The sequence below is a fragment of the Kordia aestuariivivens genome (assembly GCF_014397005.1).
Lineage (GTDB): Bacteria > Bacteroidota > Bacteroidia > Flavobacteriales > Flavobacteriaceae > Kordia > Kordia aestuariivivens.
In genome coordinates this window covers 1-22,752 of record NZ_JACGWS010000018.1, presented here as the reverse complement: position 1 = coordinate 22,752, position 22,752 = coordinate 1, and the positions used below count along the sequence as shown (strand labels likewise).

The window sequence follows — 22,752 nt, the reverse complement described above, 5'->3', positions numbered from 1 at the left end:
ATTTTTGAAATAAAAATTGATGTCTACAACAACATTCACACAATTGCTACATCGTTTAGGGAATCAATCATTGTATGTGTTAGATGCTGAAATTCAAAAGTCAGCCTATGTCGCGCTGGATTTATCCGTGACAAATGAAATGCTGCAAACTGTGGATGTTTCTTCTTCGGAGAAGTTAGGAATTTATGTTGACAATCATATAAAAGCGCACGATGCAAAAGTTGCTTTTGGCGGGTATTTGGAAACGCGCGGTATTTATCGACGCAGTGATTATTTCAACGATACAAACCCTGAAACCGAACGCAATATTCATTTAGGACTCGATTTGTGGATTGCTGCCGAAACGCCCATTTATACACCTTTGGATGGCGAAGTGCATAGCTTTCAAAACAATACCAACTTTGGCGATTACGGACCGACAATCATTCTAAAACACACGGTTGATGGTTTTGAGTTTTACACCTTATATGGTCATTTAAGCTTGACTTCAATTTCAACCATACAAATAGGTGAGAAGTTTGAGAAAGGTGCGCAAATCGCAACCTTAGGCGATGCGTGTGTGAATGGAGATTATCCGCCGCATTTACATTTTCAAATCATTAAAGATATGCAAGGGTATACAGGCGATTATGCTGGTGTTGCTTCTAAGAAAGATGTAGAATTTTATAAAGAAAATTGTCCTGACCCTAATTTGTTGTTGCGATTAACGAGCGTTTGATATAACTTCTACAAAATGAAAATTTAAGTATTTCTTGAAAAATTAGAACTAAGTATTTGATTTCTATTTTCTTTTACTTTGCTCGCACAAAGAAAAGAAACAAAAGAAAGTGCGCTTTTTACAGAGGTGTTTTTAGCCTTCTCTTCGGAAAGCTAAAACCGCAATCATTTTACTAAATTTTCTCCAAGGCTTCAAAAATTCTTAACGTAAAATGATTGCTACACTGCGTAAAAAGAACCCGTCGCTTATAATTTTTATATCAAACTCAGATTAATTATTGTTTTTCAATTTCAGTAATCGTGCTTGGTGGAGTGAATTCCCATTCTTTATTTTTATCTCCAATGATGTATTTGTGAAGGTAATTTTGATCAATATTTCTTGTGTCAGATTTGTCAAAGTAGAACGTACTAGGATCCGCATCTTTGAAAATTGTATTATGTTTATAAACAACATTTTTATCAGTTGCAAAATAGAACTATTCAGGACCGTCAATTACTTTAAACGTTGCGCCGTCAGCATTTTTTAGTAGTTCTCCTCTGAAATAAACATTCTTACCATCGGTTGCATATTCTTTTCCTAAATATCTAAAATTTTCTACATTAGCAGACGTTATAATTATGTCACTGTAATAACATACACCACAATCAGTATAGTCAATACAAAGCTGACGTAGCGGATAATACACGTGATTTTTGTCTTTGGCATAACTTGTTCCCGCAAACACTTTAAAGGTTTGTACATCTATACCTTTTAGAGGTTTAACGTTACAAGCAATTTCTCCACCAAAAATAGCATCTCCAATTCTGGTATATCCATCAACTCTTTCTTTATCGTTTAGTGAAGTCCACTGTTGCTTTTTTTGTATGAGTTCTTCGGTTTTGTCAATTATTCCTTCGGGTGTATAGTATTCGTTTTTACAACTTGTGATACACAGGAAAAAGATAAGAACGATAAATAACTGTTTCATTATTGCTTTTTTAAATTAAATAATTTATGCTTCTTCAATCGTATTTCCGTCAGCGTCTAATGCTAAAAACGGATTATACGCAATTTCCCATAGGTTTTCATCCGGATCGGCAATGTAACCACTGTAACCGCCCCAAAAAACATGTTCGGGTTGTTTGACCACTTTTACGCCTTTGAAAGCCAAATTGGTAATGATTTCGTCAACTTCCTCTTTAGAATGAGTGTTGTACGCGAGTGTAAATGCTTTGAATCCTGAACCTGTTGGATCAACCGTAGCATCTTCGGCAAGTTTGTCTTTTGGATATAAGGAAAGTAACAAACCGTTCAATTGAAAAAACGAAATATGTTCATTGCTTGATTTCATCTTTTTCCAGCCAAATTTTTCTATATAGAAAGCGGTAGAAACTTCTAAGTTAGTAACTCCTAACCCGATAATGGTAACGCGTTGTTGCATGGTTTATTTGTAATATATTTTAAATTTGTCAAACGTTTTTTGCCCAGGAATATTCACACTCATAAAATAGAAATCTTCTTCTTTGGACAAAACTTGATACACGAATTTATCTCCTTTGGCACTAAAGTTTGACCTCGATTCATTGTTGCTTTCTATAAAAATTAATTCAAATTCAGTATCATTAATCCAATTATAAGTGAGTTTAGAATACGTTTTATTAGTAAAGGAGTCTGTCCAAAATCCATCTTTCATTACGACCTTAGTTGTGTCTCCAGCAACTTCAAAATAATAGAATTTTTTTTGGTTTTTAAATTCCTTGAGTTGTTTTCGAGAAATTTCTGGTGTAGGTTTTTCTGTGATTCTTACCACAGCTTCTTTTGGCGGTTCTAACCTGTCTAACAATTCACGAAATTCTAAACAGTTTCTTTGAAGTCTATAATAAAGCTGGTTTCCAACTTTATCTACTTTCGAACTTTCAACATTTCTTAGATATGTATAAAACTGCTTTTCGTAGAGTGTATTTATTTTTAACGTATCATTTTTAATGTCAGATTGTTTCAGGTAGTCACAGAAAATGTTCGATATAGAATCAATTTGTGTCATCGTTTGTGAAAATGCAAGATTGGACATTCCAATCAAAAAGAGTAAGACTATGTTTTTCATGAATATAAATTGAAGATGTTAAAAATAACTTTTTTATAAGCAAAAACCATTATTTCTTTTATTCTTCTAAATATGTATTTATTTCAGTGCGCAACGCTTCACCTGTCTTAATAAGCTTTGTATAGTTTTCAATGAGCGTAAGCGCATCAAATTCGTACTTATGCAATACGGCTTGTAGTGGTTTGTTATCGCGTAAAATTTCATCAACCTCAAAATGTGGTAATGCTGTTTTGTACTGCGCAATGCCAAGTTTCATTCTAACATAATCAAATACTTTTAGCAACTCTCCATTTTTAGACATTTCTAGCGATAGCGAAGTGATATAGGTGTTGATAAAGTTTTCCGTAAATCGTAAATCTGCTAAGATGCCGTTATAGGTTCGTATTTTATCTCTTACCGAGAAAAAATCATCGGATTCATACAAAGGAGAAGATTTAATTCTATCAAAACCACTTTGATCGTTTACAAATTTATTGGTCTTAAGAATGCTCACAAGCGTATTCAGAATGTCATCGGAATGCATCGACTTGTGTTGTTTGTAGTTGTCAATAAGTTCGGTGCATGCAGCAATCGATTTTTCTTTTACTTCTTTTATGGCTAGCAATGCTTTTTTGTTATTGTTTAAATCTTCAATGACATAATTCAGATTACTTTTCAGTGTATTTGTATCCGCGATATCACCTACGTAACCATCAATTTGAAGTGCTAGCAAAATTCCTACGATTACCATAAATGTTTCACGCAATAAGGAAAGGATAGCGGATACAATTTTATTTTCTTTTGGTTCTGTAGCTTCTTCACTCATTGTTGTATATGATTTTGTTTAAATGTACTAAAAAATATAACTGTCTTAAAGTAAACCCATAAAACTAGGCGAACCTAGCTTTATGGTTTTATAAATTATAATGGATGCTCTTATTCGGCTTTAATGTCTCTAACAGCACGCGTATTATATAAATTGACTTTGTGATGTGCGATAGCCGTTCCATGATCCTTAAACTTAAAAGTCCAAGCATGCGTTTTATCGTGGGCTTTAGAACTCCAATAAGGTTTCTCTTGATTAAAATCTCCCAAACCTGCACTGTCTAAGTTAAATTCCATGTATTTTAAATCGCTAATAGAAGGTGCGTACCAATCGGAAAATCCATTTAGTTCTAAGTTTTCACAAAGCTCTTTAGCTTCTGACCAATTGATTTCATTGTCTTGATCTTCTAATGCAACTACGCGTCCTTCGCTGCCATCATCATTCACCCAAAATACAATACCACCACCAACATGGTCGCCTACTTTATAAGGTAACGGTTGTAGATTTCCTTTTGGTATAAAGTGTTGAAATATAGGTGTTTCGTCATTTGGAAGTAATAAATGATATATACCAACGTCACCTCGAGCAGTTAGCGAAAGTGCTCTGCTTGAATGATTATCTATACCAGAAGTAAGTACAAAAGTAGTTGAAGATTCGCTTGGTGCTCTAGCATATAAAATAACTGCATGCGCTTCATCTTTTACTAATTCTATGGCTTGGGGCGACCTATATAGTACTTCAGTAATTTTAGTAGATATATAAAAACCGTCATTAGAAAATCGATTTCCTTTTTCGGGTTTTCCAGCTTCTACGGGATGAATTTCCCACCATGAAACCTTTCCAATATCTCCAAATCTATTATTTTTACCTTCAAGAAATTTTTGACTACTTAAAGATCTTGTCAGATACAAATTTTTATCTTTAATATAAAGTCGCACACGCGCCTGACCTTCTAGGGTATTTACTATAACCATACTCAATTGTTTTTTTGCTCCATATTTTTTACAGCATTGTTCCGTTTTTTAACGTGGGATCTGGACTCCAACAGCTATTTTTTGCAAAGCTCGACGGATGTGTAAATTAATAGGGAAGTCTTACGTTGTGCAGGAACTAAAGATACTGAAAAGATGAATTGGGTTAAAGCAGAATCGTGAAAACGCGTGTTTATACTTAGGGCTTTATGGTGAAGAAAAGTGGAATGGTTAGCTATTAATAGTTTTAATTTTCTATAATTATATTTTCACCAGAAAGAAGGTCTTCCATTCTTAACAAATCCATTGTTCCGCAATTTGGCGCTAAATATTTTTTGGGATTTGGAATACCTCGCTCATCTTTTTCCCAGCTTGTATTGAATTTAAAACGAGTTGTATCAAGCTTATTTTCAATAATAATAGCGCGATCATTGACAATTTCCCATTCGTAGTTTCCATTATGCCAACAAACTCCAATCTCATCTCCCAAACTATCAATATTTCTAACGTCAAGTTTTATATAATTAGAAGTTGGTACAATACTATGTTTCCCATCAATAATATATCGAAAATAACCTTTGGTAATAATAGTAACACATTGACTTTTGTCAGAAGAGTAAATTTTGAAATGTGTTCTATTTGTGTAATCGCCAAATGCAACTAAAAATAAGGTTATAAATATTGTAAATAGCACCACAACTATTATGAATGCTTTCAATAAGATTTTCATAATAGATTATTTTTAATTTGATTAATGAATGACTAACCTCTCGGCAACACATACCAATACACAGAAATAAAGTGACAAACACTTCCAATTAAGACAAAAACATGGAAGATAGCATGATTAAACTTTAAACTGCGAATGCTGTATAAAATTGCGCCAATCGTATACGCAGCGCCACCAGCCATCAACCAAAATAAACCTTCACTTGGTAAATTCGCGATGAGCGGTTTGATAGCAAAAACAATAATCCAACCCATAAAAACATACATCATAGTGGAAAGCTTGTCAAATTTGCCTGTAAAGAAGAGTTTCATCGTAATTCCAATCGCGGCAAATGCCCAAACGGTTCCAAAAATAACCCAGCCTGTCGTTCCTTTGAGTGTAACGAGCGCAAAAGGTGTGTAGGTTCCTGCAATAAGCACATATATCGCTGCATGATCAAAAATACGCAGTCGGTTTCGCAGTAGTGGTTTTGTTGCTTTGTGATATAAGGTAGAAGCCAAATACAAAATGATAATACTAAAACCATATATTGTAAAACTTACAATGTGAACGGTTTCACCATGTTGCGCCGCATGAATGATTAAAAACACCAACGCAATGACACCCAAAACTACGCCAATTCCGTGCGAAACGATATTGAGTTTTTCCTCTAAAGGCGAATAATAGACAACTTCTTTTTTAGGTTTCAAAGAGTATTTTTTTGTGGATTAAAAAGGTAACTTCGATTTCTATGATGTTACCAAGTGGTTTTAATTGAAAGTTTGTTTCTAGTTGATTCCGCACTTGTTGCGGAATCTACCCTTATTCTTGATGGATTCCTGCCTTCGCAGGAATGACAGAAATTAGATCTCGATACAATTTTTTTCATTTCGATTGCTCTCCATGAAAAAAACCACTCGATCTGACGTTCCTAAGTGTCTATTTTCTATAAGCAAAGCGATCTAGGCTCTTTTCTCTTTTTAATACAATATCCGAAACTTAATCGTATGCTCTACATTCTTCAACGCTGAGGTTACTTTTTTGTTGTACTCTTTGTCTACATCCACAATTACATACCCAACTTTACTATCCGTAGATAAATATTGTCCAGTTACGTTCAATTCGTATTTTGCCAATACTTTGTTGACTTTCGCCATGATTCCAGGTACGTTTTTGTGAATGTGCAAGAAACGATGCGCATTGGTTTGTCGTGGTAAGCGAATGTTTGGAAAGTTGACGGCATCAACTGTATTTCCAGAGTTGATGTATGCCATAATTTTATTCGGAACAAAATCGGCTATATCACGTTGTGCTTCTTCCGTACTTCCACCAACATGTGGCGTTAAAATTACATTGTTGAGTCCTTTCAATGGTGTTTCAAACGCTCCGTTAGCACGTGGTTCTTCTGGATATACATCTACAGCAGTACCTGCAATTTTACCACTTTCAATTGCCGCTTTTAAAGCTTCAATATCTACCACAAAACCTCTAGCTAAGTTGATTAAGATAGCACCATCTTTCATTTGGTCAAATTGAGCTTTGCCAAAGAAATTTTTATTCGCAGCATTATCATCTACGTGTAATGAAACCACATCTGAAATCGCTAATAATTCTTCCAAAGAGTTACATTTTCGAGCGTTTCCAAGTGCCAATCGATCTTCAATATCGTAATAATGAACCACCATTCCCATGGCTTCTGCTAAGACAGATAATTGCTTTCCAATGTTTCCATATCCAATAATTCCGAGTTTCTTTCCACGTACTTCACGTGAACCTTTTGCAGTCTTATTCCATTGTCCGTTGTGCAATTCGGTACTTCGAGGAAATACACTTCGCATCAACATAATAATTTCTCCAATTGCCAATTCAACCACCGAACGCGTATTGCTGTATGGCGCGTTGAATACGACAATTCCGTGTTCTTTACACGATTCTAAATCTATTTGCTTCGTTCCGATACAAAAAGCACCAATCGTTAATAACTTTTTAGCCGCTTTAATGACTTTCGGTGTGACTTGCGTTTTGGAACGAATTCCCAACACGTGAATGTCTTTTATTTTTTCGATTAAATCGTCTTCTGATAAACTGTGCGATAATATTTCTACACTAAATCCATCATCTGCCAAACGGTCAAACGCGTCAGAGTGAATGTTTTCTAGTAATAATATTTTGATTCTATTTTTTGGATACGAGATGTTTCGCGGTAATTTATTTACAAATAAAAACTCGTCCAAATTTGGAGTTACATGATCAGCTTTGTCTACCGCTTTGTCTCTAGAAACATTTTCTGTAAAGGCAAAAAACTTATCGGCAACACCAGCTTCACGCATCACATAATCGCTATATCCATCGCCAATTACCTGAATTTCTCCTTCGAGCCCCATGTCTTTTAAACATTGAATTTTCCCGTTGTGTTGCGAGAGTACATTTTCGGCATCAAACCCAATAATATGACCTTCTTCATCAAACGTAAATGTATTCGCATACACACGATCGGCAGGAATATTGTATTCTTTCACAATAGGTTCGATAAACTCTTTGAATCCGCATGAAATTACATAAATATCATCCGCATAGTTCTCAAAAAATTCTTTGTTACTTTCAATAGAAGATGATAATTGTTGATGCAATCTGCGGATTAATTCATCCAAATTAGATTTGTGCGCATGCAATAACTTAATGCGTCGCTCTAACGATTCCGTAAAGGAAATTTCGCCGTCAATTCCTAAGTTGGTAATTTCTTGAATTTCTTCAATAATTTCGTTTTTCTTCGGATTGTTTACCAAAGTGATTTCGGCTAAAACATCCAATGCTTCCACACTCGTAAGTGTGCTGTCGAAATCGAAAATATAATTTTTTTGAGCGATTTTCATGATCTATTAAATATAGCTGTAAAAGTATTAAAATCATTTCACAGGAACGATGCCTTTGGTAAGATTCAATGAACAATTCTAATAGTTTTGTTGATAAGAATGTTTCTTACTTTCAGATTGAAAGTTCTCGGTGTGATTTGTGGTTTTTTGTCATCTCGGCTGTGCTCGATGTGACACATTTTATTTTATGAGTTTTTCAAATTTGATGGATTTTGTCTTGTATCAAAAATGGTAACTATGAATATTGTTTCCGTGTTAAATCGATAATACAAAGGTGTTAGCTTAGTAATTGCGCATCTATAAAGTCCACTGCCTTTCTGTACTTCGGGAAATATTTTAGGGTGTAATTTTATAACCTTAATAGACTTATCTAATTTTTTTATAAAGTCAAACTTTACCTTTACAGACCAATTTTTGAGTAGAGAATCAAAAAGTTTTTCAAGTTTTCTTTCTGCAGTTTCTGAAATTTTCACTTTTCTGTTCATTCTTACTTATTTATGGTTTGCCATAAATGAATTGTAATCAGTAACATTTCCGCTTTCAATTTCAGAAGTAGCTTGTTTAATTTCAGCTTTTTGCTCCGCAGTTAGTTCGTCCCACAAATCAGTAGCATTTTCTTTTTCAAAGATTTGCTTGATTGCTTGAATAGTTTTAGGATTATCGGTATTCGATAACAATTTCAATAATTCTATTTTTTCAGCTTGAATATTCATTTTCAATCTTTTATTGATGCAAAAATAGAGAATATTTTCTAGATGCTTGAGAATGAATGAACTAAAAAGTATCCCCTTTCGGGCAAACGAAAGGGAATACTAGGTACTCTAATCACTAAATTATGGTAGATTGACCTACTTTTATATTTCCTGAATTGATATGTATTCCACCGCTATTTGCGATGAATTCTTCTATAAATGTTCCTACATTTTCTGTGGAATAGCCGCCATCTTTATTTAGATCGGGTGTGCAAATTTCTAAATTGATGGTATGTTCTACGGCACTTCTAACGGTTTCGGCTTCTTCCGACAATCCAAAATGATCTAACAACATCGCTGCCGATAGAATAGATGCAACCGGATTTGCAATTCCTTTTCCTGTAGCTTGCGGATACGAACCGTGAATTGGTTCAAACAACGCATATTTGCTTCCGATAGAGGCAGACGCTAATAAACCGATTGATCCGCCAATAACGCTGGCTTCATCCGAAATGATATCACCAAACATGTTCTCCGTTAAAATGACATCAAACTGACTCGGATTTAACACCATTTGCATCGCAGCATTGTCTACAAAAAGAAAATCTAAAGCAACATCAGGATAATGTGAAGCCATTGCCGTCACCACTTTTCGCCACAAACGAGAAGTTTCTAGTACATTGGCTTTGTCAACTAATGTCAACTTGTTTCTTCTGCCTTGAGCAGCTTTAAAAGCCAAATGCGCAACGCGTTCTATTTCTCCTCGGCTATACTCACATAAATCAGAAGCTTTTGTACCATCTTCACTTAATGTTTTTTTACCAAAATAAATTCCGCCAGTCAATTCGCGATAAATAACAATATCTGTATCTTGAATGATATGTTTTTTTAAAGGCGATTTGTCCAATAAAGTATCATACGCTTTTACAGGACGAATGTTGGCAAATAAACCCAGTGCTTTTCGCAAGGCTAATAAACCTTGTTCGGGACGTACTTTCGCTGAAGGATCATTATCGTATTTTGGATCGCCAATAGCGCCAAATAATACGGCATCTGCATCCAAACAAAGGTCTAATGTTTTTTCGGGCAATGGATTTCCAGTTTCATCGATGGCAATAGCGCCAACCAATGCATTTTCAAACGTAAAGGTATGCTGATATTTCTCTGCGATCGCAGTTAATATTTTTATGGATTGACTCGTAACTTCAGGACCAATTCCATCACCTGAAAGGACTGCAATGTGTAAGTTCATAACTAATATATATGTTGTTTTTCAAATGCTTCAATGTTGGATAGTTTACTGACTAAAAAGTCAATATCATCATATCCATTTTGTAAGCACAGTTTTTTATACGGATCAATGTCAAACGTAACTTTGTTTGCTCCAAAAGTAACCGTTTGCTCGTCTAAATTGACTTCAATCGCGGTTTTTGGATCTTCTTGTATGGTTTGTAATAGTTGCTCTAAATAGTCAGGTGTCACCTGAATTGGCAATACATGATTGTTTAATGCATTTCCTTTGAAAATATCTGCAAAGAAACTCGATATGATAACGCTGAATCCAAAGTCTTTCAATGCCCAAGCCGCGTGTTCTCTACTAGAACCGCAACCAAAGTTATGTCCAGCTACCAAAATTGCACCTGAATAGTGCGTTTGATTTAATACGAAATCAGTATTTTCGCTTCCATCATTGTGATAGCGCCAATCTCTAAATAAATTTTCACCAAAACCTTCTCTGTCGGTCGCTTTTAGAAAGCGCGCAGGAATGATTTGATCGGTGTCTATATTTTCTTCGGGTAATGGATACGCCGTAGATGTGATTTTTTTGAATGTGCTCATACTCTATTTTTAGGCTTCTTCCAATACTGGAACGTTAACATCAATTATTTCTCCTGCAATGGCAGTTGCCGCTGCTACTAACGGACTCGCTAATAACGTACGCGAACCTTGTCCTTGTCGTCCTTCAAAATTTCGGTTAGACGTAGAAACGCAATATTCGCCTTCCGGAATTTTATCATCATTCATTGCCAAACACGCTGAACAACCTGGTTGACGCAACTTGAAACCTGCTGCTTCAAATACTTTGTCTAAACCTTCTTTTTTTATTTGTTCTACAACCAATTGCGAACCTGGCACTAACCAAGCATTAATATTTGATGCTTTTTGCTTGCCTTTTACATAGTCTGCGACAACTCTAAAATCTTCAATTCTAGAATTGGTACAACTTCCGATGAAGACATAGTTTACTTTTTGTCCAAGCAACGAAGCGCCTTTTTCGAAATTCATGTATTGGAGCGATTTCTCTAAGTTGGCATCTTTTCCTGTCGGAATGTTTTCTGTAAGTTGAATTCCCATCCCTGGATTTGTACCAAACGTAATCATTGGCGTAATGTCGGAAGCGTCAAACGTAAATTCCGTGTCAAATTCCGCGGAATCGTCCGTTTTCAACGTTTTCCAATAGGCAACTTTGGTGTCAAAATCAGTGCCTTTTGGTGCAAATTTTTTGCCTGCTATGTATGCAAAAGTGGTTTCGTCAGGCGCAATCATGCCGCCACGCGCGCCCATTTCTATACTCATGTTGCAAACCGTCATGCGTCCTTCCATAGACATATTTTTAAATACGTCGCCAGCGAACTCTATAAAGTGTTCGGTTCCGCTATCCGTTCCTAATTTTGAAATGATATATAAGATGACATCTTTCGGAAGTACGTTTTTGTGCGTTGTACCATTTACGGTAATGCGCATCTTTTTTGGTTTCTTTAATAATAATGATTGACTTGCAAATACTTGTGCAACTTGACTTGTTCCAATTCCGAAAGCAATCGCGCCAAAGGCACCGTGTGTGGAGGTGTGACTGTCGCCGCAAACCATCGTCATTCCAGGTTGTGTGATTCCCAATTCGGGTGCCATCACGTGAACGATTCCGTTGTATTTGTGTCCTAATGCATATAATTCTATGTTGTGTTCGTCGCAGTTTTGTTGTAATTGTTCCAGTTGATTTCGAGACAAAGCGTCTTTTACAGGCAAATGTTGATCTACTGTTGGTGTATTGTGATCGGCAGTTGCTACAATTTGTTTCGGTCTGAAAACTGGAATGTCTCGTTTTTTTAATTCATTGAATGCTTGCGGACTCGTTACTTCATGAATTAAATGTTTGTCAATGTATAAAATTTGTGGTCCATTGGGAATGCTGTCTACGACATGTGAATCCCATACTTTATCAAATAATGTTTTTCCCATTATGCGTACATTCTTTTTGAAACAGCATTCATTTTTATAATCTGATGAATATCTGTATCGGTTACTTCTTTGTTTTTGTCAGCAAAATTTAAAAAGTCTACATATATGGTATCCAATTCTCTTTTGGTTAGGTCGTACCCAACATTTTTAGCTCTGTACGCCAACGCAGCTCTTCCGCTTCTTGCAGTTAATACAATAGCCGAATCTGCAGCACCAACATCTTTTGGGTCCATGATTTCATAGGTTTCTCTATTTTTAATCACACCATCTTGATGAATTCCTGAACTGTGCGAAAATGCATTTGCACCCACAATCGCTTTGTTTGGTTGCACAGGCATTCCCATCGTATCAGAAACTAATTGACTGATACTTGTCAACATTCTTGAGTTGATATTTGTATTTAATTCTAAATCGGGATGTTGTTTTAGAATCATAGTTACTTCTTCTAACGAAGTATTTCCTGCACGTTCGCCAATTCCGTTGATCGTACATTCTATTTGTCGTGCGCCATTTAAAACACCTGCAATAGAGTTTGCAGTAGCCAATCCTAAATCGTTATGACAATGGCAAGAAAGTATGGCGTTGTGAATTCCAGTAACGTTTTCTTTTAAGTATTTTATTTTGGCTCCGTATTCATCAGGCAAACAATACCCAGTTGTATCAGGAATGTTCAACACTGTTGCGCCAGCTTTGATCACAGCTTCGCAGACTCTAGCTAAAAACTCATTGTCGCTTCTTCCAGCATCTTCTGCATAGAATTCTACATCTTCTACAAACGTTTTTGCATACGCAACCGCAGCAACTGCACGTTCTATAATTTGTTCAGGTGTTGCGTTAAATTTATATTTCATGTGTGATTCAGAAGTTCCGATTCCTGTGTGAATTCGTGGTCTTTTAGCGTACACTAATGCTTCTGAAGCTACTTTTATATCGTTTTTTACGGCTCTTGTGAGTCCGCAAACTGTTGCATTTTTTATCAGTTTTCCAATTGCTTGAACCGATTGGAAATCTCCTGGACTCGAAACTGGAAACCCAGCTTCAATGACATCAACACCTAAATTGTCTAATTGCGAAGCAATCATTAACTTTTCATCGGTGTTTAGTTTACAGCCTGGAACCTGCTCACCATCACGTAAAGTTGTATCAAAAATATGGACTCGATTTGAACTCATGTATTAATATTTTAAGCGTTTATTTCTTTTTATCCATACGAATGTATACTTTGTATCTTCGAAAGTATAAGATCTATTGTTTGATTTTACACTCGCTAAAACACTAAATATGCAATTTAAAATATTGATAATCAGTATTTTAAAAAATAATTTTTTACAATGCCAAACCCACAAAAGGAATCCTTATTTGTATTGATTAAATCGTTGTCTAAATCGGAAAAGCGACAATTCAAACTATATGTTGGACGATTTGAGGGAAATGCCGATTCTAAATACTTGGCATTATTCACTTTTTTAGATAAAAGTCCAGTGTATGACGAGCAAGCTATCTTGAAGAAGAAAATTGTCACCAAACAACAATTATCAAACTTAAAAGCTAATTTATATAAGCAAATTTTAAAGAGTCTACGCTTAAATCCTGCACAACATAATATCCGAATTACCATTCGAGAACAATTAGACTACGCAACTATTTTGTACAATAAAGGTTTGTATTCGCAAAGCTTGAAACTGCTCGACAAAGCTAAGTTGTTAGCGATGGAACATGAAGAAAAAAATATTGCGTATGAAATTGTAGAGCTGGAAAAAATTATTGAAACACAATATATTACAAGAAGTATCAGAAGTAGAGCCGATGTGTTGTCTGAGCAAGCCAAATCGTTGAGTATACAAAATGTTTTGACGAGTAAACTGTCTAATTTGTCGTTGCAATTGTATGGCATTTTGTTAAAAACGGGTTATGTAAAGAACGAAGAAGATTACGAAATTATTAAAACCTATTTTAACAATCGCTTGCCAAAATTTTCAATGGATCAACTTGGATTTAGAGAGAAATTATGGTTGTACAAAGCACATTTGTGGTATAGTTTTTTGACACAAGATTTTTTATCGAGTTATAAATACGCTAGTAAATGGGTTGATTTATTTCGATCATCGGAGAAGATGATTACCATTAATCCGGTGTTTTATTTGAAAGGAAATCATTATTTATTGGAGTCGTTATTTTTCATTAAACACGAATCAAAATTTAACGAAGTGTTGTTGCAATTGGAGCAAGATATTGAGAATGAAGTGATTCCTAAAAACGATAATACAGAAGTTTTGGGCTTTTTGTATGTGTATATGAATAAACTGAATTATCATTTTCTAAAAGGCACATTTAGCGAAGGTTTGCACTTGATTGCTGAGGTAAATGAAAAGATTGCTACGTACGAAAACAGAATTGATCAACATCACGTGATGGTGTTTTATTATAAAATTGCCTCGTTGTATTTTGGCGCAGGCGATAACAAAAATTGTATTGCGTATTTGCAGAAAATTATCAGTAATAAATCATTGAAAGTGCGTGAAGATTTGGTGTGTTTTGCCCGAATTTTGAATTTGGTGGCGCATTACGAATTAGGCTTGGATTATCATTTGGAAACCCAATTGAAAAGCACGTATAAGTATTTATTGAAGATGAACGATTTGCAAGATGTTCAAAAGGAAATGATTAAGTTTTTACGAAGTTTAGGTGATATCTATCCGCATGAAATTAAGAAAGCTTTTGAAGGTTTGCACGCAAAGTTGAAGGAATACGAATCGGATCCGTACGAACGCAGAGCCTTTTTGTATTTAGATATTATTTCGTGGCTCGAAAGTAAAATTGAGAATAAACCTGTTGCCGAGATTATTCAAGCGAAAGCTAAGGAATTGGTGCGATGATTTGGATTTTTAAGATTTTTGTATAGTTTGTAACTTGTGATTAGCTTGTATGGTTTTAGTTAATAGTGATGAGTAAAAAAGATTCTAAATCCCATACAAAAGTCAAGATCATCGTAGGTCAGATAATACTAAGAGATTTACTAGATTAAATAAATTAGTTTGTTTCTGAACTGTTTTCAATATATCAATCGAGTTCCTTTCTGAAATAAAAGTATGTACATAAGGGACAGTTGTCATAATTAATACATCCACTATGTCATTTACTGAAACTTTTCGATTTTGATCTGAAAAAAATTTATAATAGATAGAATAAGCTAGAACTTCAAGTGATTTTAGTTTTTTCAGTTTTGATAAGTCTAGTTCTCGGTTCTCAGGAAATAAAAATCTCTCTTTCATTTCATAACGAATAAACTTTTTAATGAAAACATTTTTTTTGTTTTTCATATTATTCTTAATACTTAGAAAGTCTGTATGATCAAGTAATTTCGAAATTTCCTCAAAATAATTAGATGTGTAAGATTCAACATTTAGAAACGCTTCTTTAACAGAACTTTTGTTTAAAAGAATATCTAATGAATCAGGATTCATATTTTTTCCTTCGATGTTAATACCAACTGGAGCTAACATAATTGGGTTTACGATTTCGGCTTTATTTTCTATGGATGCTAATTCCTTTACCGCAAGTGGAAAATACGACATTACGATAACACAAGGATATAATGAGTATAATTTCTTGAATTGATTATAAAACTTATCACTTTTGCTTATTTCATACAAAGTGTAAGTGCTAAAGGAAAGCAAGTAGTCTTTATTTGGAGGAAACCTAGTCATGAATCTATTTAGCAGATTTCCCGTTTTGCATAAGTCACTTACTATATTAGTGTCTAAATAAATAAGCTTGTAATGTGAAAGATTGTCCATTCTGTAAATATAATTAATTGTTATATAAATATAAATCTAGCCCAATGACGATATTTAAACACACAAAAAAAAGCGACTGAAATTTTCAATCGCTTTTGTGCTTTATAAATCCAGTGTTTTTATACTGCTGGACCTGTAGAAGGTTGCACGGTAATTGCTTGAACATCTCTGTCAAACAAGTACAATCCACCTTTATCGTCTCCAATTAGATTGATTTTATCTAAAATAGTACGTGCCAATGCTTCTTCTTCAATTTGCTCCGCTACATACCATTGTAAAAAGTTGTGCGTTGCATAATCTTGTTCTTGCAAACTGATATGAACTAAATCGTTGATACTTTTTGAAACTTTTACTTCGTGTGCAAATAACTCTTCAAACATTTCTTTTAACGAACCATATTCTAATGGTGGCTTCGATAATTCTGAAATCGTAGCATGTCCGCCACGTTCATTTACATACTTCACAAATTTTAACATGTGTTGGCGTTCTTCATCAGAATGCATGTACATAAATGATGAAACACCTTCAAACCCTTGCGTTTCAGCGAAGCTTGCCATGGCTAAATATACTTGTGAAGATTCGGCTTCTATTTTGATTTGCGCATTTAACGCATTTTGCATTTGTTCTGATAACATAACTCTTTTCTTTTTGGAATTGTAAAAATACGCATTACCCGTGAGTTATACTCACAAGCAGTGTAATTTTAATTTATTCTAACTAAAGGGAAATTAACTAATTACCGCTCCGTTAGTTACGTTTTCTTCGTCAGGATTTACAAAAACAAGTTTTCCTTCGGGTGTTTCCGTCATTAAAATCATGCCTTCACTTTCCACACCACGTAATTTTCTTGGTGCTAAATTGATCAAAACTGTGACTCTTTTTCCAAGAACTTCTTCAGGCTTGAAACTTTCTGCAATTCCAGAAACAATCGTTCGTGTGTCTAATCCGGTGTCTACTTTTAAGACTAGAAGCTTCTTTGTTTTTGGCATTTTTTCAGCTTCTACAATGGTTCCAACACGAATGTCTAGTTTTGTGAAATCATCAAATGTTGACGTTTCTTTTTGCGGTGTTACCACTTTATTTGCGGCTTCGTTCGCTTTTTTCGTTGCTTCTAGTTTGTCCAATTGTATTTGAATGTCTTTGTCTTCAATCTTCGCGAATAATAATTCGCCAGGATTAATTTTATGTCCTGCAGGAATCAAAACGTCTTTTGTTGCAACGTCATTCCATCCTAAATCAGCGTCAAGCGCTAAAATATTTTTTAATTTGTTGGATGTAAATGGTAAAAATGGTTCTGATAAAACCGCAAGTGCTGCTGCAATTTGAAGCGCTACATACATGATTCCTTTTACTGTTTCAGGATCTTCTTTGATCTTTTTCCAAGGCTCGTTGGCTTGTAAGAACTGATTTCCGAGTCGCGCTAAGTTCATCAATTCCTGGCTTCCTTCACGGAAACGGTAGCGTTCTATAGAACTTGAAATGGTCGCTGGAAAATGCTTAATGTTGCCCATTTCTTCATAATCACCTGTATTCTCAGGAATAATTCCGTCGTAATATTTATGCGTCAATACCACCACACGATTGATAAAGTTTCCTAAAATCGCAACTAATTCACTGTTGTTGCGCGTTTGAAAATCTTTCCAAGTGAAATCGTTGTCTTTCGTTTCGGGTGCATTCGCGGTTAACGCATACCGCAATACATCTTCTTTTCCAGGAAAATCTTCTAAATATTCGTGCAACCAAACTGCCCAGTTTTTGGACGTTGATAATTTATTTCCTTCTAAGTTTAAAAATTCGTTAGCAGGCACATTGTCTGGCAAAATATAATCGCCATGCGCTTTTAACATCGATGGGAAAATGATACAGTGAAATACAATATTATCTTTTCCGATAAAGTGTACCAACTTTGTGTCTTTGTCTTTCCAATACAATTCCCAATCTTTTCCTTCACTGGCTGCCCATTCTTTCGTTGCCGAAATGTATCCGATAGGCGCATCAAACCAAACATATAATACTTTTCCTTCTGCACCTTCCACAGGAACTGGAATTCCCCAATCTAAATCGCGAGTGACAGCGCGCGGTCGTAAACCATCATCAATCCACGATTTTACTTGTCCGAGCACATTGGGTTTCCAATCTTTTTTGTGACCTTCTACAATCCATTCGTTGAGAAAATCGCTGTATTTATCTAATGGTAAAAACCAGTGTTTTGTTTGTTTTAAGGTGGGAACGTTTCCTGTAATCGTTGATTTCGGATTGATCAATTCGGTGCCGCTTAACGAACTTCCACAGTTTTCACATTGATCGCCGTATGCTTCTTCATGACCACATTTTGGGCAGGTTCCTGTAACGAAACGATCGGCTAAAAACTGATCGGCTTCTGCATCGTATAATTGTTCGGTTACTTCTTCAATAAATTCGCCGTCGTTGTATAATTTTTTGAAAAAGTCAGACGCAGTTTCGTGATGAATTTCCGAAGAAGTTCTTGAATAGTTATCAAACGAAATTCCAAAATCATGAAACGATTGCTTGATGATTCCGTGATATTTATCAATAATGACTTGCGGCGAAACACCTTCTTTTTTGGCGCGCATCGGAATGGCTACACCGTGTTCGTCGCTTCCGCAGATAAAAGCAACATCATTGCCTGTTAATCGTAAATAGCGTGCATAAATATCAGCAGGAACATACACACCAGCCAAGTGTCCAATGTGGATAGGACCATTTGTATATGGTAATGCAGCAGTAATAGTATAACGTTTTGGATTCTGAGTCATTTCGTTTCAATTCAATAAGTTTCGATTTTAAATTCACTTTAGTGATGAAAACCGTATAATTAACGTGCAAAAATAAGGATTCCTTCATGATTTTTATGCTGAAATTTGCTGGAAATGGCATTAATTATAGATTAAAAGTCACAAAAACGAGTTTTTTTGCAGATCATCTAAAAAAGAATTTTGTTTATATTGAAAAACACGATCTATCTATTTTCTACTACTTTTAATATATGAACCAACCCAAATCATTACACAAAGGAGCTACTGTCGGTATTTTATCAACCGCACGCAAAATTTCCATTGCGGAAATTGAAGCTGCTATTGAATTACTACATAGTTGGGATTTAAAAGTTGTTCTAGGAACAACGATTGATCTAGAAGAAAACCAGTTTGCTGGCGATGATATGACACGTGCATTGAATTTCCAACAGTTTATGGACGATGAAAATATTGATGCAATTTGGTGCGCACGCGGCGGCTATGGAACGATTCGTATTATTGATCACTTAGATTTTTCACGATTTGCGCAAAAACCAAAATGGATTATTGGCTATTCTGATATTACCGTTTTGCATGCAAAGGCACAGCAATTGAACGTTGAAATCTTGCATGCAACCATGCCGATTAATGTTTCAAAAAACACATCAGAAGCTATTGAAAGTTTACGCCAAGTACTATTCGGCGAAAGCCTACAGTATACAATTCCGAATGTTTCTTATCATAGAAAAGGAACTGCTACTGGCGAATTGATAGGAGGAAATTTGAGCATGTTGTATAGCATGACAGGTTCCGATTTGAGTTTAAGTACCAAAGGAAAAATTCTGTTTTTGGAAGATTTAGATGAATATTTGTATCATATTGATCGCATGTTGATGAACTTGAAACGCAATGGTTATTTTGACGGTTTAGCCGGATTGATTGTTGGCGGAATGACCGATATGCATGATAATTCAGTTCCTTTTGGAAAAACTGCACACGAAATTATTTTGGATATTACTGCGGAATACGATTTCCCAATTTGCTTCAATTTTCCAGCAGGACATTTGGATGACAATCGTGCGTTGATTTTTGGAAGAGAAGTTACTTTTTCTGTTGATGATGAAGTTAAACTTACTTTTTGATATATTTAAAATAAAAATGAAGTATTTATTCGCGATTACAGTTAAATAGGGAATTTGTAGTTTTTTATTTTCATTTTCTTTGCTCGCACAAAGAAAACAGAAACAAAAGAAAGTGCGCTTTTTCTAGAGGTATTTTTAGTTTTCTCTTCGGAAAACTAAAACCGAAAAACTTTTGCTAAATTTTTTCCAAGGCTTCAAAAATTTTTAACGCAAAACCTTTTCTATACTTCAGAAAAAGAATCAAAAAAACCTTCACAAGCTATTTAACCTTCTTTTTGACTTAATAGAAATAAATAATCACCATCCTTGTTTTCATACGTTTTCATGATCGTATTGATTTCACCAGAAGCGATATCTTTTTCAAGCTGTGTCAAGCCTTTTTGTACTTCATCTTGATGTGCTAAGTGTGAAAAAGAAGAAATGCCATTGCGAACATTTTCATCTAAGTATAATGATGGATTTTGCTTTCCAGCGTATAAAAACTGATCTTTTAAATTGGGTTGAATGTTATATTTTTCAATGAAAATATCGTTAAACCCTGCGGCATTCATTGCGTTCGTAATTTTTTCCATCGACGGCATTTGTTGCATAGAATCTGCTAACATTTTCGGGAAATAATGATTGAGCCAATATCCTTTCATTTGTTTTGGTGTAGCTGTAAAAAAGACCACGTTTGTATAGGGTTTCATCACACGAAAGAGTTCGGAGAATCCTTTTTCTAAATTATCCCAATGGTGTAATGTTAAGGTTCCGACAACACCTTCCATACTATTGTTTTCAAGTGGAATGTTTTCTGCTTTGCCTAGTTTCCATTCAATCTGTGGAACTGTTTTTTTTGCCTTATCGAGCATTTTTTCAGAAGGATCAATCCCAATAAATCGTATTTCTTCATCATGTAATTGTGACGTGTAATTTCCTGTGCCGCAGCCAATATCTAAATATAATCCTTCGTTAATTGGGTTTAAGTGATAGTGAAGTCGTTCTAATAAGTAAGGATCTGCTCTTCGAGTAGTGTTGTACCCTTTTCCAATGTGATTGTATTTTGCTTCCATCTGGAATTATTTAGTATGCACTAAGATACTAAATATAAAATTTCGCATATTGTAGGTAATCATCACAAAAACTGATAGTTGTATCTTGTTTTTTTGAGAATTACTGTTGATTTTTAGGTGTAAGATGTGTATTTTATGTAAAATTTTAGAAGTATAGTTTATGGCAGCACATAATGATTTAGGAATTGAAGGTGAAAAGTTGGCGGTACAACATCTGATAGCAAATGGCTATGAAATATTGGAGACCAATTATCGGTTTCAAAAAGCAGAAGTTGATGTCATTTCACGAAAAGGAGAAACTTTGGCAGTTGTAGAAGTAAAAACGAGAACTTCCTCAGATTTCGGAAATCCAGAGGAGTTTGTAAGCCCTAAAAAGATTAAATTATTGGTCAAAGCAATTGATCAATACGTAAATGAGAACGACCTGAATGTGGACGTCAGGTTTGATATTATTGCCATTGTATTTGATAAAACGAATGTCACAATAAATCATATAGAAGATGCCTTTTATCATTTTTAAAAAATGATGTTATAATTATAACAAATTGTTTTGAAACTACTTTTTATGTTTGTATTTTCGCAGTCTACTAAAATTATAGACTAATGAAAACCATTTCTTCAATTGTAGAAGAGTACATAAAAACTAAGCCATTTTTATCGAGTGCTTTATCACAAGGAATCATCAATTTGACATCGTTATCACGCTTGATAAAACCTGAAATTGAACAGCAATTGGGGAAAGAGGTGAAAAATGGTGCTATTGTAATGGCATTGAAGCGATTGTCTTCCGAATTGGAGTTTCGTGTCACACACAGAGTATTGAAATTTGTCCGCAATATTGGAGAAATTACCGTACGTTCAGCGTTGAACGATTATACTTTTAAAGTATCGGACACTTTATTAAAAAGTCAGGCAGCATTTATGTCTGAAATTGAAGGTTTGAATACTGTTTTTTATACATCGTCTCGTGGTGTAAACGAATCTAATATTGTGGTTAGTAATGAAGTTTCGGAATTAGTAGGAAAGTTTTTTCAGCATGAAATCTTATTGGAAAAACAAGAAAATTTATCTTCAATCACAGTCAAATTGCCAAAAGATAATGTAAATGTTCCTGGGATTTATTACTTTATTTTTCAGCGTTTATCTTGGGAAGGTATCAATATTTATGAAGTCATTTCAACAACGAATGAGTTTACAATTTTAGTAAATGATGAACAAGTAGATAAAGCTTTTACCGTCATTAAAAACTTGAAATCACTCTAGGAGTATACCTTGAAAGTTCCGCGTGTGTTTCTTCTGTAATTATTAAAAAAACAGGTATTTATACGCTATTTAGGATCGATATAAATTCGGTTCTTTGTTTTGTAGTTCGATTACATTTGTATAGATTTAAGAAAAATTAGAAGGTGTTTCAGCCAAAATACGTTTCTAGTATTTAGATTTTAACGTGTAAAGACTACACAAAACGTTACCCCTAACGTCTACCTTATTTGCAGGTTCTGTAAAGAACTAATCAAAGATTATTTAGTTACATTTCGATTTTGCCAACGTTTATATTATCAATAGACATGATATGTATTGTCTGTTGTTTTGTATAAGAAACTGAAGTAAAAAACACCATATATCTGTTGTAAAATGTATGTTTTATGACATAGAAGAGCTTGCGTGGAAGAATTGCTGATTTCTGTTTAGTAGATAGATAAATTACAGGGTATTTTTCTTTTAGAGAAATTAATTTATCAGATCTGAAATTTACAAACTCTTAAACGTAATTTTAGTTTTACGAGAAGAGGTCGTCTAAAAAGTAATTTTTAGGCGATTTTCTTTTTGGTCTAATTTTGTTTTGATCTCAAGCTTTGATTAATTGAGATTAAAAACGGTCACAATAAAAAAGCGAAGTTAGTTTACAGTGTT

23 protein-coding genes are annotated in these 22,752 nt (G+C 34.7%); 5 read left to right on the top strand and 18 right to left on the bottom strand.

The window, feature by feature from the left end; genetic code table 11:
• The first annotated feature begins 19 nt into the window (after nt 1-19).
• A complete protein-coding gene (locus tag H2O64_RS21445) occupies nt 20-718 on the top strand; it encodes a peptidoglycan DD-metalloendopeptidase family protein (protein WP_187564292.1) in 699 nt (232 codons plus the stop codon).
• A gap of 475 nt (nt 719-1,193) precedes the next feature.
• Here H2O64_RS21445 and H2O64_RS21440 read toward each other — a convergent pair whose 3' ends face one another.
• The 14 genes from H2O64_RS21440 to H2O64_RS21375 form a co-directional block, all read right to left on the bottom strand.
• Entirely contained in the window at nt 1,194-1,685 is a 492-nt protein-coding gene (locus H2O64_RS21440) for a DKNYY domain-containing protein (protein WP_187564291.1), read from the bottom strand.
• A gap of 24 nt (nt 1,686-1,709) precedes the next feature.
• Nucleotides 1,710-2,138 carry a VOC family protein gene (locus H2O64_RS21435; RefSeq protein ID WP_187564290.1) on the bottom strand — a complete coding sequence of 143 codons (429 nt, stop codon included), beginning with the start codon at nt 2,136-2,138 and terminating at the stop codon, nt 1,710-1,712.
• Between the two features lie 3 nt (nt 2,139-2,141).
• Entirely contained in the window at nt 2,142-2,801 is a 660-nt protein-coding gene (locus H2O64_RS21430; RefSeq protein WP_187564289.1) for a hypothetical protein, read from the bottom strand.
• Nucleotides 2,802-2,859: 58 nt separating this feature from the next.
• Nucleotides 2,860-3,606 (bottom strand): hypothetical protein, encoded by a 747-nt coding sequence (locus tag H2O64_RS21425; RefSeq protein ID WP_187564288.1) that lies wholly within the window; start codon nt 3,604-3,606, stop codon nt 2,860-2,862.
• Nucleotides 3,607-3,716: 110 nt separating this feature from the next.
• Complete coding sequence (locus H2O64_RS21420; RefSeq protein WP_187564287.1) at nt 3,717-4,580, bottom strand: Lcl domain-containing protein; 864 nt, start codon at nt 4,578-4,580, stop codon at nt 3,717-3,719.
• A gap of 244 nt (nt 4,581-4,824) precedes the next feature.
• Nucleotides 4,825-5,307: a hypothetical protein gene (locus tag H2O64_RS21415; protein WP_187564286.1), complete on the bottom strand. Its 483-nt coding sequence runs from the start codon at nt 5,305-5,307 to the stop codon at nt 4,825-4,827.
• A gap of 32 nt (nt 5,308-5,339) precedes the next feature.
• A complete protein-coding gene (gene trhA, locus H2O64_RS21410; RefSeq protein ID WP_187564285.1) occupies nt 5,340-5,996 on the bottom strand; it encodes a PAQR family membrane homeostasis protein TrhA in 657 nt (218 codons plus the stop codon).
• A 270-nt stretch (nt 5,997-6,266) separates the two neighbouring features.
• Nucleotides 6,267-8,159, bottom strand: coding sequence for a phosphoglycerate dehydrogenase (gene serA / locus H2O64_RS21405; RefSeq protein ID WP_187564284.1), 1,893 nt, complete (start codon nt 8,157-8,159; stop codon nt 6,267-6,269).
• Nucleotides 8,160-8,344: 185 nt separating this feature from the next.
• Entirely contained in the window at nt 8,345-8,644 is a 300-nt protein-coding gene (locus H2O64_RS21400) for a type II toxin-antitoxin system RelE/ParE family toxin (RefSeq protein WP_187564283.1), read from the bottom strand.
• 6 nt (nt 8,645-8,650) lie between these two features.
• Entirely contained in the window at nt 8,651-8,872 is a 222-nt protein-coding gene (locus tag H2O64_RS21395; protein ID WP_187564282.1) for a hypothetical protein, read from the bottom strand.
• Between the two features lie 115 nt (nt 8,873-8,987).
• Complete coding sequence (gene leuB, locus H2O64_RS21390; RefSeq protein WP_187564281.1) at nt 8,988-10,103, bottom strand: 3-isopropylmalate dehydrogenase; 1,116 nt, start codon at nt 10,101-10,103, stop codon at nt 8,988-8,990.
• 2 nt (nt 10,104-10,105) lie between these two features.
• Nucleotides 10,106-10,690, bottom strand: coding sequence for a 3-isopropylmalate dehydratase small subunit (gene leuD, locus H2O64_RS21385; RefSeq protein ID WP_187564280.1), 585 nt, complete (start codon nt 10,688-10,690; stop codon nt 10,106-10,108).
• A 9-nt stretch (nt 10,691-10,699) separates the two neighbouring features.
• On the bottom strand, nt 10,700-12,091 hold the full coding sequence (gene leuC, locus H2O64_RS21380; RefSeq protein WP_187564279.1) for a 3-isopropylmalate dehydratase large subunit: 1,392 nt from the start codon (nt 12,089-12,091) through the stop codon (nt 10,700-10,702).
• On the bottom strand, nt 12,091-13,263 hold the full coding sequence (locus H2O64_RS21375; protein WP_187564278.1) for a 2-isopropylmalate synthase: 1,173 nt from the start codon (nt 13,261-13,263) through the stop codon (nt 12,091-12,093). The genes leuC and H2O64_RS21375 overlap by 1 nt, the downstream gene beginning before the upstream one ends.
• Before the next feature lie 159 nt (nt 13,264-13,422).
• On the opposite strand from H2O64_RS21375, the gene H2O64_RS21370 reads away from it, so the two are divergent.
• The gene (locus H2O64_RS21370) at nt 13,423-14,967 is read left to right on the top strand and encodes a hypothetical protein (protein WP_187564277.1); all 1,545 of its coding nucleotides are present in this window, start codon (nt 13,423-13,425) and stop codon (nt 14,965-14,967) included.
• Nucleotides 14,968-15,075: 108 nt separating this feature from the next.
• Here H2O64_RS21370 and H2O64_RS21365 read toward each other — a convergent pair whose 3' ends face one another.
• The 3 genes from H2O64_RS21365 to metG all read right to left on the bottom strand — a co-directional run bounded on the left by H2O64_RS21365 (nt 15,076) and on the right by metG (nt 18,665).
• Entirely contained in the window at nt 15,076-15,798 is a 723-nt protein-coding gene (locus H2O64_RS21365; RefSeq protein ID WP_187564276.1) for a hypothetical protein, read from the bottom strand.
• A 209-nt stretch (nt 15,799-16,007) separates the two neighbouring features.
• A complete protein-coding gene (locus H2O64_RS21360) occupies nt 16,008-16,523 on the bottom strand; it encodes a ferritin (protein WP_187564275.1) in 516 nt (171 codons plus the stop codon).
• 93 nt (nt 16,524-16,616) lie between these two features.
• Complete coding sequence (gene metG / locus H2O64_RS21355) at nt 16,617-18,665, bottom strand: methionine--tRNA ligase (RefSeq protein WP_187564274.1); 2,049 nt, start codon at nt 18,663-18,665, stop codon at nt 16,617-16,619.
• A 230-nt stretch (nt 18,666-18,895) separates the two neighbouring features.
• Between metG and H2O64_RS21350 the strand changes: the two genes are divergently transcribed.
• Nucleotides 18,896-19,786 (top strand): S66 peptidase family protein, encoded by an 891-nt coding sequence (locus tag H2O64_RS21350; RefSeq protein WP_187564273.1) that lies wholly within the window; start codon nt 18,896-18,898, stop codon nt 19,784-19,786.
• Between the two features lie 263 nt (nt 19,787-20,049).
• Here the strand turns inward: H2O64_RS21350 and H2O64_RS21345 are convergent, their stop codons facing one another.
• The gene (locus tag H2O64_RS21345; RefSeq protein WP_187564272.1) at nt 20,050-20,838 is read right to left on the bottom strand and encodes a class I SAM-dependent methyltransferase; all 789 of its coding nucleotides are present in this window, start codon (nt 20,836-20,838) and stop codon (nt 20,050-20,052) included.
• Nucleotides 20,839-20,998: 160 nt separating this feature from the next.
• Between H2O64_RS21345 and H2O64_RS21340 the strand changes: the two genes are divergently transcribed.
• Together H2O64_RS21340 and H2O64_RS21335 are read left to right on the top strand one after the other, a co-directional pair.
• Nucleotides 20,999-21,358, top strand: a complete 360-nt coding sequence (locus tag H2O64_RS21340) for a YraN family protein (RefSeq protein ID WP_187564271.1) — start codon at nt 20,999-21,001, stop codon at nt 21,356-21,358.
• Between the two features lie 83 nt (nt 21,359-21,441).
• On the top strand, nt 21,442-22,101 hold the full coding sequence (locus H2O64_RS21335; RefSeq protein WP_187564270.1) for an aspartate kinase: 660 nt from the start codon (nt 21,442-21,444) through the stop codon (nt 22,099-22,101).
• Nucleotides 22,102-22,752: the final 651 nt, after the last annotated feature.

Excerpts from the sequence above, each read along its gene's own strand:
- H2O64_RS21360 (WP_187564275.1), bottom strand. The coding sequence starts at position 16,523 with ATGTTATCAGAACAAATGCAAAATGCGTTAAATGCGCAAATCAAAATA.
- H2O64_RS21425 (WP_187564288.1), bottom strand. The coding sequence starts at position 3,606 with ATGAGTGAAGAAGCTACAGAACCAAAAGAAAATAAAATTGTATCCGCT.
- H2O64_RS21350 (WP_187564273.1), top strand. The coding sequence starts at position 18,896 with ATGAACCAACCCAAATCATTACACAAAGGAGCTACTGTCGGTATTTTA.
- H2O64_RS21435 (WP_187564290.1), bottom strand. The coding sequence starts at position 2,138 with ATGCAACAACGCGTTACCATTATCGGGTTAGGAGTTACTAACTTAGAA.
- H2O64_RS21400 (WP_187564283.1), bottom strand. The coding sequence starts at position 8,644 with ATGAACAGAAAAGTGAAAATTTCAGAAACTGCAGAAAGAAAACTTGAA.
- H2O64_RS21365 (WP_187564276.1), bottom strand. The coding sequence starts at position 15,798 with ATGACTAGGTTTCCTCCAAATAAAGACTACTTGCTTTCCTTTAGCACT.
- H2O64_RS21345 (WP_187564272.1), bottom strand. The coding sequence starts at position 20,838 with ATGGAAGCAAAATACAATCACATTGGAAAAGGGTACAACACTACTCGA.
- metG (WP_187564274.1), bottom strand. The coding sequence starts at position 18,665 with ATGACTCAGAATCCAAAACGTTATACTATTACTGCTGCATTACCATAT.
- H2O64_RS21395 (WP_187564282.1), bottom strand. The coding sequence starts at position 8,872 with ATGAATATTCAAGCTGAAAAAATAGAATTATTGAAATTGTTATCGAAT.
- leuD (WP_187564280.1), bottom strand. The coding sequence starts at position 10,690 with ATGAGCACATTCAAAAAAATCACATCTACGGCGTATCCATTACCCGAA.
- H2O64_RS21340 (WP_187564271.1), top strand. The coding sequence starts at position 20,999 with ATGGCAGCACATAATGATTTAGGAATTGAAGGTGAAAAGTTGGCGGTA.
- H2O64_RS21445 (WP_187564292.1), top strand. The coding sequence starts at position 20 with ATGTCTACAACAACATTCACACAATTGCTACATCGTTTAGGGAATCAA.
- H2O64_RS21420 (WP_187564287.1), bottom strand. The coding sequence starts at position 4,580 with ATGGTTATAGTAAATACCCTAGAAGGTCAGGCGCGTGTGCGACTTTAT.
- H2O64_RS21430 (WP_187564289.1), bottom strand. The coding sequence starts at position 2,801 with ATGAAAAACATAGTCTTACTCTTTTTGATTGGAATGTCCAATCTTGCA.
- H2O64_RS21335 (WP_187564270.1), top strand. The coding sequence starts at position 21,442 with ATGAAAACCATTTCTTCAATTGTAGAAGAGTACATAAAAACTAAGCCA.
- leuB (WP_187564281.1), bottom strand. The coding sequence starts at position 10,103 with ATGAACTTACACATTGCAGTCCTTTCAGGTGATGGAATTGGTCCTGAA.
- serA (WP_187564284.1), bottom strand. The coding sequence starts at position 8,159 with ATGAAAATCGCTCAAAAAAATTATATTTTCGATTTCGACAGCACACTT.
- H2O64_RS21375 (WP_187564278.1), bottom strand. The coding sequence starts at position 13,263 with ATGAGTTCAAATCGAGTCCATATTTTTGATACAACTTTACGTGATGGT.
- H2O64_RS21440 (WP_187564291.1), bottom strand. The coding sequence starts at position 1,685 with ATGAAACAGTTATTTATCGTTCTTATCTTTTTCCTGTGTATCACAAGT.
- H2O64_RS21415 (WP_187564286.1), bottom strand. The coding sequence starts at position 5,307 with ATGAAAATCTTATTGAAAGCATTCATAATAGTTGTGGTGCTATTTACA.
- leuC (WP_187564279.1), bottom strand. The coding sequence starts at position 12,091 with ATGGGAAAAACATTATTTGATAAAGTATGGGATTCACATGTCGTAGAC.
- H2O64_RS21370 (WP_187564277.1), top strand. The coding sequence starts at position 13,423 with ATGCCAAACCCACAAAAGGAATCCTTATTTGTATTGATTAAATCGTTG.